This is a genomic window from Acinetobacter sp. 24-47-66, from assembly GCF_056779755.1.
This window is the reverse complement of the sequence record NZ_JBWYIL010000003.1, coordinates 17,073-29,769: the sequence shown is the minus strand read 5'-3', so window position 1 is coordinate 29,769 and position 12,697 is coordinate 17,073. Positions and strand designations below refer to the sequence as shown.

At 39.0% G+C, this 12,697-nt stretch carries 16 protein-coding genes and 2 tRNA genes; 10 read left to right on the top strand and 8 right to left on the bottom strand.

All coding sequences use genetic code 11. The annotated features are described in order from the left end of the window. Positions 1-6 precede the first annotated feature (6 nt). The gene (locus tag AC1M84_RS04030) at positions 7-1,014 is read right to left on the bottom strand and encodes an AraC family transcriptional regulator (protein ID WP_481594483.1); all 1,008 of its coding nucleotides are present in this window, start codon (positions 1,012-1,014) and stop codon (positions 7-9) included. A 199-nt stretch (positions 1,015-1,213) separates the two neighbouring features. Between AC1M84_RS04030 and AC1M84_RS04025 the strand changes: the two genes are divergently transcribed. Next, a complete protein-coding gene (locus AC1M84_RS04025; RefSeq protein WP_180028773.1) occupies positions 1,214-1,849 on the top strand; it encodes a sterol desaturase family protein in 636 nt (211 codons plus the stop codon). Between the two features lie 266 nt (positions 1,850-2,115). Here AC1M84_RS04025 and hisF read toward each other — a convergent pair whose 3' ends face one another. After that, positions 2,116-2,874 carry an imidazole glycerol phosphate synthase subunit HisF gene (gene hisF / locus AC1M84_RS04020; protein WP_481592860.1) on the bottom strand — a complete coding sequence of 253 codons (759 nt, stop codon included), beginning with the start codon at positions 2,872-2,874 and terminating at the stop codon, positions 2,116-2,118. Between the two features lie 114 nt (positions 2,875-2,988). Here hisF and AC1M84_RS04015 point away from each other — a divergent pair, with 114 nt between their 5' ends. From AC1M84_RS04015 to AC1M84_RS04000, 4 genes are read left to right on the top strand one after another with little or no spacing between them, the layout of a single operon-like run. Further along, entirely contained in the window at positions 2,989-3,939 is a 951-nt protein-coding gene (locus tag AC1M84_RS04015) for a homoserine kinase (protein ID WP_481592861.1), read from the top strand. Positions 3,940-3,963: 24 nt separating this feature from the next. Next, entirely contained in the window at positions 3,964-4,587 is a 624-nt protein-coding gene (locus AC1M84_RS04010) for a DUF1294 domain-containing protein (protein WP_179999061.1), read from the top strand. Between the two features lie 29 nt (positions 4,588-4,616). Next, positions 4,617-5,009: a DUF4870 family protein gene (locus tag AC1M84_RS04005; RefSeq protein ID WP_035267567.1), complete on the top strand. Its 393-nt coding sequence runs from the start codon at positions 4,617-4,619 to the stop codon at positions 5,007-5,009. A 26-nt stretch (positions 5,010-5,035) separates the two neighbouring features. After that, a complete protein-coding gene (locus AC1M84_RS04000) occupies positions 5,036-5,350 on the top strand; it encodes an antibiotic biosynthesis monooxygenase family protein (protein ID WP_092766466.1) in 315 nt (104 codons plus the stop codon). 2 nt (positions 5,351-5,352) lie between these two features. On the opposite strand, the gene AC1M84_RS03995 is transcribed toward AC1M84_RS04000, so the two are convergent. The 3 genes from AC1M84_RS03995 to AC1M84_RS03985 all read right to left on the bottom strand — a co-directional run bounded on the left by AC1M84_RS03995 (position 5,353) and on the right by AC1M84_RS03985 (position 7,916). Further along, positions 5,353-6,240: a DMT family transporter gene (locus AC1M84_RS03995; protein ID WP_481594482.1), complete on the bottom strand. Its 888-nt coding sequence runs from the start codon at positions 6,238-6,240 to the stop codon at positions 5,353-5,355. Positions 6,241-6,293: 53 nt separating this feature from the next. Continuing rightward, the gene (gene hisA, locus AC1M84_RS03990; RefSeq protein WP_035267561.1) at positions 6,294-7,025 is read right to left on the bottom strand and encodes a 1-(5-phosphoribosyl)-5-[(5-phosphoribosylamino)methylideneamino]imidazole-4-carboxamide isomerase; all 732 of its coding nucleotides are present in this window, start codon (positions 7,023-7,025) and stop codon (positions 6,294-6,296) included. 129 nt (positions 7,026-7,154) lie between these two features. Next, a complete protein-coding gene (locus AC1M84_RS03985; protein ID WP_179999052.1) occupies positions 7,155-7,916 on the bottom strand; it encodes a hypothetical protein in 762 nt (253 codons plus the stop codon). A 580-nt stretch (positions 7,917-8,496) separates the two neighbouring features. Here AC1M84_RS03985 and AC1M84_RS03980 point away from each other — a divergent pair. Then, positions 8,497-8,901 (top strand): helix-turn-helix domain-containing protein, encoded by a 405-nt coding sequence (locus AC1M84_RS03980; protein WP_035267606.1) that lies wholly within the window; start codon positions 8,497-8,499, stop codon positions 8,899-8,901. Positions 8,902-8,951: 50 nt separating this feature from the next. Here AC1M84_RS03980 and hisH read toward each other — a convergent pair whose 3' ends face one another. Further along, positions 8,952-9,569 carry an imidazole glycerol phosphate synthase subunit HisH gene (gene hisH / locus AC1M84_RS03975; protein ID WP_035267559.1) on the bottom strand — a complete coding sequence of 206 codons (618 nt, stop codon included), beginning with the start codon at positions 9,567-9,569 and terminating at the stop codon, positions 8,952-8,954. After that, positions 9,569-10,162, bottom strand: a complete 594-nt coding sequence (gene hisB / locus AC1M84_RS03970) for an imidazoleglycerol-phosphate dehydratase HisB (RefSeq protein ID WP_035267557.1) — start codon at positions 10,160-10,162, stop codon at positions 9,569-9,571. Before hisB ends, hisH begins: the two co-directional genes overlap by 1 nt. A gap of 93 nt (positions 10,163-10,255) precedes the next feature. On the opposite strand from hisB, the gene AC1M84_RS03965 reads away from it, so the two are divergent. The 4 genes from AC1M84_RS03965 to AC1M84_RS03950 all read left to right on the top strand — a co-directional run bounded on the left by AC1M84_RS03965 (position 10,256) and on the right by AC1M84_RS03950 (position 12,001). Further along, positions 10,256-10,633 carry a GNAT family N-acetyltransferase gene (locus AC1M84_RS03965; RefSeq protein WP_035267556.1) on the top strand — a complete coding sequence of 126 codons (378 nt, stop codon included), beginning with the start codon at positions 10,256-10,258 and terminating at the stop codon, positions 10,631-10,633. Positions 10,634-10,805: 172 nt separating this feature from the next. Then, a tRNA-Phe gene (locus AC1M84_RS03960) sits at positions 10,806-10,881 on the top strand. Positions 10,882-11,016: 135 nt separating this feature from the next. Then, positions 11,017-11,092: transfer RNA gene (locus AC1M84_RS03955), tRNA-Phe, on the top strand. A gap of 132 nt (positions 11,093-11,224) precedes the next feature. Further along, positions 11,225-12,001 (top strand): class I SAM-dependent methyltransferase, encoded by a 777-nt coding sequence (locus tag AC1M84_RS03950; protein ID WP_481594481.1) that lies wholly within the window; start codon positions 11,225-11,227, stop codon positions 11,999-12,001. 6 nt (positions 12,002-12,007) lie between these two features. Here the strand turns inward: AC1M84_RS03950 and AC1M84_RS03945 are convergent, their stop codons facing one another. Then, entirely contained in the window at positions 12,008-12,430 is a 423-nt protein-coding gene (locus AC1M84_RS03945) for a GNAT family acetyltransferase (protein WP_179999046.1), read from the bottom strand. Between the last annotated feature and the right edge of the window lie 267 nt (positions 12,431-12,697).

Below are 12,697 nucleotides of genomic sequence, written 5' to 3'. Positions count from 1 at the left end.
CAATCATCAAGTGCGAATATGATGTTGAATACGCCACTGTTGGGGTGTCATCTTCATCCACTGACGAAATGCGCGTTGGAATGCACTTTGTTCAGAATAACTGAGCAATAACGAAATCTCATGTAAGCTGAGATAAGGATCTTGTAGATATTGAATCGCTAGAAGTTTGCGGACTTCTTGAACACGCTGCTGATAGGTATCACCTTGATTTTGTAAATGGCGCTGAAGTTGTCTGACGGACATTCCCACTTGATCTGCGACAGTTTGAATTTGATAATTGTGTCTCTGTATTCCAATCAGAATGGCTTGCTGTAACCGCTCATCGATTTGTGTGTTGTTGGGGAGTCGACTTAACAAATCTTGAGCTTGTTGCATCAGGAGTTTTTGTAAAGTTTGATCAGCTTGTTTAATCGGTGCTTGTAGGAGCTGGCTTGGAAAAGTAAGCTTGACATGAGGCTGAGAGAATTTTACTTTGCTCTGAAAAAAACGCTCATAAATCGCAATATTTTTTGGTGCTGGAAAGCGAAAGTGAATTTCTTGAATATGTAAATGCTCAATACCCGCATAACGTTTTAGAAATTCAACCAATAATGCCATCGCAATTTCATCCGTGATTTGTGTCGACAAATGCATCGGCAAATCTTCCCAACGTACGCTAAATACGCCTTGCTCCAGATCAACGGCGAGAGGTGTACCATCATAAATTAAACGATGATATTCATGATAACGGGTGAGTGCTTCTGCTAGGTTATCGCATGATAAAGCGATATACGCGATAATGCCTAAATGTTGCGGTTTGACCCATTGAGCAATTTCTAACCCTAAAGCAGGTTGTGGGTGTGCTTCATAAATTTCATTTAATATTTCACGCCAAATGCTAAAGTCAAAGCGCTCAGCTTGCTGAATACTTGCCAATTTTGCAGAAATAGGGAGACCGTTCTCTTCACAATAATTATGTAAGAGATGTCCAAGTCCACCATGAACCGAGCCTGAATAATCCTTTATCTGCTGCATGTGATTAATACTTTTCTTGTTTTATCAATTGAAATCACGATGAGTTATTAAGCCTGTTTTTACAGTGCCATACAAGCGCTTTTTCTACCATACGACATTGAAAAATATGTCGTGATTTGTCAATGAAAATTTTATCTTGCGTCAATGGTTGAGAGCTTGAGTTAGATATATTGAAAGAAAAGAAACAGGGATTTTGAACATGATTAAAGGTTTTGTTGCAGGCTTAATCATTGCCAATGGATTTGAATGGGTCGCGCATAAATATGTTCTACATGGTGTACACCGTCCGGGTAAAGCGAGGTTTAGTCCTGTGCCTAAAAATATGGAATCTCATTGGGCACATCATCGTGAAGTTAGAACACAAGATTTCCATGATGAGGGTTATGTAGAGGGAATCTCAAATTGGCGAACAAAAAATGAAATCGTATCATTGGGGATTGTTGCTGCTGTATTTGGAACAGCATTTTATCCAATCTCGAAAGGCATGAGTTTATCCGTGCTTTATAGTGCTTGTAACTACTACTACACGCATCGCAGAGCTCACCTCGAACCTCATTGGGCAAAAAAGAAAATTCCTTGGCACTATGACCACCATATGAACGCCAATCAAGATGCAAATTGGTGTGTCACTAAGCCTTGGTTTGATTACATTTTAGGGACACGTGTCATTTCAACGCCAGATTTGAAGGAAGATAACCCTTTAGGGGTGCAGTTACCGTCTTTTATTTCAAAACGAGTCAATCATATTGTTGAACAATATTTCCCCGCAAAGTGGGTTGAGCAGAAAGCAGCGCGTTCCGATATTTCAAAAAAAGCTTTGGCTATAGTGGAGTAAGTCAGATTAGATATGGAATTGGCTGAATTGACGTCTGATTTGTCATGTTTGGTCAATAAAATATGTAGCTTTTGTCAAGATTTCGTGCAGATCTGTCATTTATGATATGAGATGAATAAATCGGAGAATGAAAATCTGATGGTAGAACTCTCCAGTTTATCGCTTTGCATAACGAACCAAGCGCTGTTTTTTCTTGGTTTTTAGGGCCTTCGGGCTCTTTTTTTTGCAAAAAAAAGAGGCATTTGCCTCTTTTTTATGGGGCGTGATTAAAGACGCATTTCAATGCCTTGTTCAGCTAAATATTGTTTTGCTTCCGGGATGGTGTGTTGACCAAAGTGGAAGATAGAGGCTGCAAGCACCGCATCAGCACCCCCTTGTAAAATTCCGTCTGCTAGATGTTGAAGATTACCCACACCACCTGAAGCAATCGTTGGAATCGTTACACGATCATTAATGTGACGCATCAATGCTAAGTCATAACCAGCTTTTGTACCATCTGCATCCATTGACGTAATGAGCAATTCTCCTGCGCCGTATTCTGCCATTTTCACAGACCATTCAATCGCATCGATACCCGTTGGTTTGCGACCACCATGTGTGAAAATTTCCCACTTATTTTCCCCCGTTTTTTTTGCATCAATCGCAACTACAATACATTGTGCACCAAAACGTTGAGAGGCTTCTTGAACGAATTCAGGATTAAAGACAGCAGCTGAGTTAATACTGACTTTGTCTGCACCAGCGTTAAGCAATAAACGAATATCTTCAACTTTACGAACACCGCCACCTACGGTCAGTGGTACAAATACAGTTTCAGCCATACGCTCAACCGTACGGTAAGTGGTGTCACGCCCATTAGATGTTGCAGTGATATCGAGAAAAGTAATCTCATCTGCACCTTGTTCGTTATAACGACGTGCTACTTCAACTGGGTCGCCTGCATCACGAATATCAAGGAATTGAACACCTTTTACAACTCGACCGTTATCTACGTCGAGGCAAGGAATAATACGTTTAGCAAGCATAATTTTTTCCAAAAATAACAGCCGATTATGAAACTTACAGACTTTGGTGCTACACCTTGGTAGTCGGAGCAGGTATTCTATCAAAATAATGTAAGTTTTTTCGCAGGTTTTTTTATGTCGGTTTATACCACTTTGACTTTAAAGGAAGTTCAGGATTTTGCTACGCCTTATGGATTAGAGGTGATTGACCTGATTCCGATTCAAGGAGGTATTCAAAATACGAACTATTTTCTAGTTTGTGCAGATCAAACCGAATTTGTTTTAACAATTTTTGAAGATATGGATGAGCAAGGCGCAGGTGAACTCGTCCCTGTACTTGAGCATCTGGGTCATGCAGGTCTGCCTGTGCCTGTACCTTTGAAACATTCAGGACGTTCGATTCAGATCTTAAAAAATAAACCTGCACAAATTGCGCCTAGAATGCGTGGCAAGCATCCTATGCCTTCATCACTTGAACAGGTTCAGTCCATTGCTATTGCACAGGCTCAAATACATGTGGCTCTCGATAACTTTCCCTTAGAGCGCGCAGAGTATCGTAATCATGATTATTGGTTAAGTGTGGCTCAGCAGCTTCGACCTACGCTAAATCCAGCCGATCAAGTATTATTAAATAGTTTGTTAGGTTTATATGACGCTCTTACCGCAATGTACCCTGATCGTCCACGAGGTTTTATCCATTCTGACCTATTTAGAGATAACACTTTATTTGAAGGGGCTACTTTAAAAGGGATACTCGATTTTTATGAGTTGAATAAAGATGAACTTTTGTTTGATATCGCCATTACGATGAATGATTTCTGTACAGAATATCCAAGTGTTCATTTGAATGAGGAAAAGGCCTTAGCATTCTTGGAGGCTTATCAAAGTGTACGTGAAATGACCAGTGATGAAAAATCATGCCTAGAACTCTATTTAGCGATGGCAGCTGGACGTTTTTGGATGATGCGTTTGCTAGTGGCTCAAAAGAACAAAGAAATGGGGCGTGTTGGCGAGGATATTTTGCAAAAAAATCCTTTAGAAATGCGCAATATGCTGGTTGAACGATTAAAATTTGTCACAGCTTAAAAATTTAAAAAATCTGGGGGAAATATGCGTGATCAAGGTCGTCTAGTTGAATGGTTTGATGAAAAAGGCTATGGATTTATTCAACCCAATGATTCATCCAAAGATCGCGTTTTCCTTCACATTAAAGATTTTGCCAAACCAGGCCCAAGACCGATTCCAGGTTGTGCTTTGGAGTATATCGTTCAATTGGATGGTCAAGGTCGATTTAAAGCGAAACAAGTAACATACTTAAAAGCGACTCAGGCAAAAAAAGTAAAAACGAAGCCGCGTCATTCACCAGTTACTCAACAAAAAATGCAACCGATGCAAGTAGCGATTATTGCTTATATCTTGACGCTTGCTACATTAGTCCTATTGGGGCTATTGAGTATGATGGTGGTGTTGGTCATTTTATTGATGAACCTGATCACCTATGGCTTATATGCACACGATAAAGCGGCGGCTCAACAGGGGAGTCAACGTGTACCAGAAAATACATTACATGTGGTTTCTATATTAGGAGGATGGCCGAGTGCTTGGCTTGCTCAGCAACGCTTGCGTCATAAAACACAAAAACAACCATTTCGAAAAATTTATTTCTGTACTATAGCGTTTAATATACTGATTATTTTATGGATAATTTCACCATTTAATGGTTTGAAATTATAAAGCCTCAAAAAAATTAAAAAGGTGACTTTATGAATTATACAGCTGATCAAGATCCAAACCGCAGCTTAACGATTTTACTTTATATCCTGTATATCATCGCTATTTTTTCAGCAGGTATTTTGGCGGTTATTGCGCTAATTATTAACTATTGGAAACGATCAAAAGTACAGGGCTCAATTTTTGAAAGTCATTTTACTTGGCAAATTCGTACTTTTTGGTGGTATTTAATTTGGAATATCATCGCGTTCCTGCCGTTTTTATTCTTATTCTTCACGGGTGACAATCCTAATGCCTTTGCTGGTGTAGCACTGGGTGCAACAACATTCTGTATCGCAGTGATTGGTTTGTCATGGGTTTGGATTGTTTATCGTGCGATCAAAGGAATTATTAAGGTCAATGATAACGAGCCAATGTATCAATAATTAAAACTCATGAATGAGGTGGTGTCATGATTATTGAGCATGTTCATTTAAATATCAAAATGAACCAGAGTGAAGCATTCGAAAATGCTTTTAAATTAGCTAAAGACATTATTTCACCAATGAAGGGGCTAAATGCGGTTCAGCTGATTAAAAATACGAATAATGAACATGCTTATATTTTACTGATTTACTGGGACAAACTTGAAGATCATACGGAAGGTTTTAGGCAGTCAGAGGCGTATTTAAAATGGAAGGAACTCTTGCATCCCTTTTATACGCCTATGCCTGAAGTGCAGTATTTTCAACCATGTATGATGTTAAAGCTAAAAGAGCCCCAATAAGCTTATTCTTTCTTCTTAAATTTTGGTCTCCACTCACTGGTAATTACACCGAGCACAACCAACACGCCACCTAAAATTGAGAGCATAGCTAAACGCTCACCTGCTAATCTCCCAATCAAAGCCGCCCAAACAGGTTCGCCAGAATAAATAATCGCAGCCTGTGAAGGATCAACCACGCGTTGAGCCCAGTTCATGACTAACTGAATGATTGCACTTGCAAGTCCTAATCCTCCAATAATCACAACGAAGATCCAGTTAAACTCAGGGAGTTGTGTTTCACCCACCAATGGTGCCATTAGAAAACAAATTAACGATGCAAAAATGAGTTGTAATATCGTCACTCGGCGTAAATTGACTCGAGGCGCAAAGTAACTAATGAGAATAATTTCAAGTGCAATCGCAATTGATCCTATCAAGGTAATGATCTGACCAAATTCAAGCCGAATAGCACCAAACCCATTGCCTGTTAAGAAAACTAAACCTACAAAGGCGAGTCCTGCCCCTATCCATGTCATGACATGTGGCCTTTTGTTAAAGAGCAACCACAATAAGATGGGAACCAACGGCACATAAAGTGCTGTCAAAAAGGCAGACTCGCTACTGGTGATGGTCTGTAAGCCAATGGTTTGCGTTCCATAGCCAATTGCAATCACTGTTCCAATGCAAAATCCTGCCCAAATATCTTTGGCACTAAAATTTTTACAATATTGAAGTGAGATGAGACCAACAGCCAGCGCAGCTGCTGCAAATCGAAAGGCAACGAAAAGCACTGGTGTGCTGAAGCTCAATCCATATTTGACTGTTATGAAACTGGCACCCCAAATCATCGTAATTGCAATGAGGGCAAGTTGTGGTGTTTTGGTTTTAAGGGTAGGAGATAAATTCAACATATTTTTTAAGTAAGAAAAAAGAGGTCCTAAGACCTCTTTAGAAACATGCGCTATTAGAGCGCTTGTTCATCAAGTAATAATTGAGCTTCACGAAGATTTAAAGTGCCTTCATAAATTGCACGACCAGTAATCGCACCTAAAATACCAGGCTGACCTTTTAAGTTGCGAACGTCGTCAAGATTGGTCACACCGCCTGAAGCGATCACAGGTAAACCTGAATAAGTCGCAAGATTAACTGTTTGTTCGATATTCACACCTTGCATCATGCCATCACGTGCAATATCGGTATACACGATACTAGATACACCAGCATCTGCAAAGCGTTTAGCTAAATCAGTTGCTTTTACGTCAGTTACATTTGCCCAGCCATCAGTGGCGACCATGCCATTGATTGCATCAATACCGACAATGATGTGACCTGCGAATTTTCTACAAGCTTCCTCAACAAACTCAGGTTCTTTGACTGCTTTTGTACCAATAATGACGAATGATACACCTGCATCTAAGTAGTGTTCGATGGTTTCAAGAGAACGGATGCCACCACCAATTTGAATTGGCAGTTCAGGTTGTGCTTTTGCAATCGCTTCCACAACAGGTTTGTGAATAGGTGTACCAGCGAAAGCACCATTTAGATCAACTAAATGTAAACGGCGAGCGCCAGCGTCTACCCAATGTTGTGCTGTTGCCACAGGATCATCAGAGAAAACGGTATCGTCTTCCATACGACCTTGTTTTAAACGGACACATTTACCATCTTTAAGGTCAATTGCAGGGATAATCAGCATGCTTTCGCTCCTTGCCAGTATTCTGGAGTTTATTCGCAGCAATCTTAGCAAAGAAACATCAAATGAGCGAAGTAACAATGAAAAAAAACCGTCAAAACAATGTTGACGGTTTTTTATACGAACTTTGAATTAAATGTATGGTGTTGTATCTAAATTAGAGATTAGATCAAAGCTAGTTGGTGTGATACTGGTTGGGATTGCACCTAAAGCATTTGTGATCTCTCCCGTGAATCCTACAAGATCACCCACGACAGGAATCGATGACAGAGCATCTGTAACAGGTGCTAAATCATCCAGTAAATTATCTAATGTTCCTGAGACATCTCCTAATGTTCCTGTGACACTGCCTAAAGGATCATCAATGAGACCAGTCACGAGATCAAGAGGTTTGGTACTTGCTACATAATCTCCCGTTTCACTCACGAATCCCAAAAGATTTGAAGAAGTTTCTCCGACAACATCTACGACAGCACCTAAACCTGGCACTTGGCTTAGCAGGTCGGTCACGGGATCGGCTAAACCAGCGACCTCACCTACAACATTTGAAACATCTTTGATGGTTTGGCCTACAGTTGCAGTAGTGCCATTCAATGCAGTATTAATGCCCCCTAATAGATCTCCCTTCGAAAAATCATCAGCGATAGCGTGTAAGCCTCCGCTTAAATTTCCTAGTAAATTATTTTCAAGATTGAGTACCGATTCCACTGTATCTCCGATCAGTGGCAATTCTGTTAACTTATCCGTTAATGGTTTGGTCAGCGTCCCTACTGTGTCAACAACGGTATCTACAACTGTCGTTACGGTTTCTAGAATAAAACCAACTGCTTTCGTAATTCCCTGTAAAGCAAGGCTTAGAACGCCACTGATTTTTCCAGTAAAAAGTTTAAACATGTGCAGATTGCTCCAAAATATATGTGGTTAGTGTTGGATCTTTGTTGTTTCAGCAAGTTCATAATTAACAAAGAAAAAAATCTCAGACAAATCGAAAAAAAACAATATAAGTGGAATAATTTTGAAGATATGCCGTAAAAACAGCAACTTAATACAACACAAGGGTAATGTTTAAAAATGTTAACAAAATCAATTATTTATTGTGGCTTAATTTGGTGCTTGATAGAATAAATGTACACTTATAATGCATGAATATTATCGAGTAGCATGGTGTAAATACCTAAAATGCCAACTTGTTCGATTCGTTGATTGATTTTGTGAATTTTGTGTATTTTTTTAATGATTAAAATTGGTGCTCATTGTCTTTACATAAGTTAACAATTAATCATTGGGTCAATTTATTTTTCTTTTTAATTCAAACTGAGTAATGAGAAAAATTAGATCACACTTTTATTTGTGAATTATCTATATTGAAAATAATTTCAATTTCATCTGATTTGTTTGGCAATATTAGACTCAACTGCATAGGCTTAATGTTAAATTGAAACTGCAGACAGTGAATAAGATTTGGACAGAAGCGATGGCAGTTCAAGAAGATGATTTATTTAGCGAAGGTGCTAAAAAACTTAGAAAATTGATCAAAGAGAAAAACATTAAACCGACTGATGTGGTGAATGCATTGGGAGTCTCTAAGGAAACGCTGTCGAAATGGGTGCAAGAGTCAACTCCTGCCAATGCTCAACATCTAGTTGAATTAGCGAAAGTACTGAGTGCTGCAGAACGATGGGTTTCAGACGCTAAAGATGGTAAAAAATCAGAAAGTTTTAAACAGTATCCTTTGAAGGATGAGTTGGCTTTAAAAGATGCAACGCCAGAACAATTAATTTCAGAACTTAAAAGTCGTTATGCTGCGCTGAATCTAAAAGCAGAAATTAAAGTAACTGTTGAGCCAATTGAAGGTGGCTTTGTCGTAAAAGATATTTAGAGTAAAGTCTGAAAAAAAGCTCACTGAAAACAGTGAGCTTTATTATGGCTTTAAATTTTCCACTCTACAAAATTTTTCAACAACTGTAAGCCAGCTGTATGACTTTTTTCTGGATGGAACTGCGTAGCAAACAAATTATCTTTATGGATTGCGGTGCAGAATTCCAAACCGTAGTTACATGTCGCAGCAATGATCTCAGATTGTTTCGGTTCAACATAGAAACTATGTACGAAATAGAAACGAGCATCTTGATCAATGTTGTTCCACATTGGATGGCTTGGATCTGCTTGGTGTACCTGATTCCAACCCATATGGGGAACTTTTAAACCTTCAATATCTGGAAAGCGTTTAACAGCACCATCAAAAATGCCTAATGCATCTGCACCACCATTTTCTTCAGAGTGTTGCAGCAGAGCTTGCATGCCGACACAAATCGCAAGGACAGGCTTGTTGAAAACGGCATTGCGTACAACCTCGTCAATGCCAGCCTCGTGCATACCTTGCATGCAATCACGCATTGCACCAACGCCTGGGAACACAATTTTATCTGCTTGAGCAATCAGCTTAGGATCATTGGTCACATCAACGGTTGCACCAACATGCTCAAGTGCTTTTGCTGCTGAGTGAAGATTTCCCATGCCATAATCAAGAAGGGCAATACGGGTCATTACAAAGTACCTTTGGTTGAAGCTACAGTATTTTCTGCACGTGGATCTACTTCACAAGCCATACGAAGTGCTCGTGCAAATGCTTTAAATACACTTTCAATTTGGTGATGGCTATTTTTACCTTTCAAATTGTCTATGTGGAGTGTCATTAATGCGTGATTCACAAAGCCTTGGAAAAACTCAGAGAATAGGTCGACATCAAAAGTACCAATGCGCGCGCGCGTAAATGGAATGTCCATCCATAAGCCAGGGCGGCCTGATAGGTCAACAACGACACGACTCAAGGACTCATCAAGTGGTGCATAGAAGTGACCATAGCGACGTAAACCTTTTTTGTCACCTAAAGCCTGTGCAAATGCCTGACCAAGGGTAATACCACAGTCTTCTACTGTATGGTGATCATCAATTTCTAAATCGCCGTCGCAATGAATATCGATATCAAATAAACCATGACGCTTGATTTGGTCGATCATATGGTCTAAAAATGGAACACCTGTATTGAGGGTGCCTTGACCAGTACCATCAAGATTCACGCGAACACGAATTTTGGTTTCGTTTGTGTTTCTTACCACTTCACTGATACGTTGCGTCATAGACACGTTCCTCAAAAACGTTAAAAATGATGAATGTAGATTTTCGATGTCACGAAAGTGACAGCATATTAGATTGCTCAGGAGGGTTAATCAATGCCTATAACCGTACATGCAATAACTTCGCTTGATAATGTTGAAGTTCGTGAACAGCTTGAGCGCTTATATGACACCAGTCCAGAATTTAGTGACGGACAAGATGCCATTGAACAACTTGAGCAAAACTTAGCTCAGTATACCTTACTTTACACGGCAGAATTTAATACAAAGATCATTGGGGCCATTTGGTCAACTGGACAAGGTGAAAGTCGAACGCTTGAAAATATCGTAGTTCATCCGGCTAACCGTGGACGTGGTGTCGCAGAGCGCTTAGTGAGTGAAGCATGTCGAATGGAAGAAGAGAAAGGCGTCAACCATTTTGAGCCTGGATGTGGTGCAATACATCGTTGTTTAAGTAGTTTGGAAAAAATTTAAAACTATTGTTCGATTTTAAATATTAAAAGTCAGTCAATACTGGCTTTTTTTATTGGATTTGTATGTATTTACATCGAATAATCTAAAGGTTGTTTTAAAAACATCCATTTGTTTAAATATCCCAAAAACTTGCTTGACTATATCGAGATGAAACTGTTTAATACGCGACATCGGCGTGATAGCTCAGTTGGTAGAGCAACGGATTGAAAATCCGTGTGTCCCCAGTTCGATCCTGGGTCTCGCCACCATATTCTTTTAAGAATTTGTATTTTCAATCTCTGATCCCATCAGAGATTTTTTTTGGGTAAAATTTACTCGAACAAATAAAAAATGCATGATTTTTATTGACTATTGAGCTCAGTTACGGCTTAATACACCCCATCGGCGTGATAGCTCAGTTGGTAGAGCAACGGATTGAAAATCCGTGTGTCCCCAGTTCGATCCTGGGTCTCGCCACCATATTCGAAAAATCCTCAACAATGTTGAGGATTTTTTTTGCTTATAAAATAATACAAAATGAATCGAAGTCATTCATCATCCATTTTTTTTGATGTGCTAAGGTTGATTTCTCGATCAAATTCAGAATAAAAAATGAAAGACCTATTTTCTGATCAAAGTGAGCTTTATCAACAAGCTCGTCCAAGTTATCCACAAAGTGTGATTGACGAAATCTTCAAATATGTTCAGAACTATGAAATGGCTTGTGATTGCGGGGCAGGTTCAGGCAAATTCACCCGCTTATTGGCTCCGCATTTTAATCAAGTCATTGCAACGGATATAAGCGCAGCACAACTTCAGCAAGCCCCAGCAATAGATAATGTAATTTACCGAATTGATAATGCTGAACATAGCAATTTTAAAGCACAATGTTTTGACCTGATTACAGTTGCCCAAGCCATTCATTGGTTTGACTTCGAGTTATTTTTTCAAGAGGTCTATCGAACACTGAAGCCCCAGGGTGTCTTTGCAGTGATTGGATATGGGCTTATTGAAGTGGAGAATGAGGAGCTTCAAAGCTGTATTGAAAAGCTATATCACCAAGTATTGAAAACATATTGGGAGAGTGAGCGTCACTATATTGATCTGAAATATCAAACGATTCCATTTCCTTTTGAAGAAATCCCGACCTGTGAGCAGCACATGCATTGTAAATGGCGGATTGATCAATTGATTGATTATTTAAATACATGGTCAGCTTTAAAGAAATATCTTAAACAAAATACGCAAGCCGATAATCAGGCGACACAAATATTAAATCAGATGAGCCAATATGCCTTAACTTTGAATGATGATACCAGTCATAAATTTAATATTCGATTCCCAATATTTTTACGGATCGCTAAATTGATAAATGCTCCTGTTTTATAAAATTTCTTAATGGTCGTGAATGAGTCTTTTAGCAAGGCATACAACTTCTTTTTCGTCATATCCCAATTGTTCATAAAAATTTTGAATATCAATAAATTCTTTTTGCACTAAAAGCTGAACTTCTGGACAACCAAGTGCAATCAATCTTTTTTCCAAATGTTGAATCAACGCTGTAGCAACACCATTCCGTTGGTGATTGGGATGTACCGCGAGGTAATTGATCCACCCCCGATGACCGTCGTAACCACCCATTAATGTGGCGATAATGAACTGATCTTTCACAGCTACTAAGAATAAGTCATCTTTTTGTGCAGCTTTCCTAAAAATATCAATTTCTGGATTATTCCATGGTCGTGTTAGATCACATCTTTCCCAGAGTTGAATGATGTCTTCTAAGTCAGTCTCAATATAAGGACGAATGATAAACATGATGCGCTCAATGTTGGTTAATTTTAATACAGAGATTAGCCTACTCTGATGAAGTTCATAACTCATAATCATCTTATGTGTCTATTTTCTGCTTTACATTTATGCATTCTTTTTTTAGATAGGAAGATAAATATTAATAAAAAAGATTTGTCTGTGACATGAGTCTAACAATTCTTGTTAAGTAAACGATATTTAAGATAAATGGTAGTTGTTTTTGGCTGGAATGTTTTTAAAGATGGCTTTTATTACGTTCAGTGAGAGCGATGG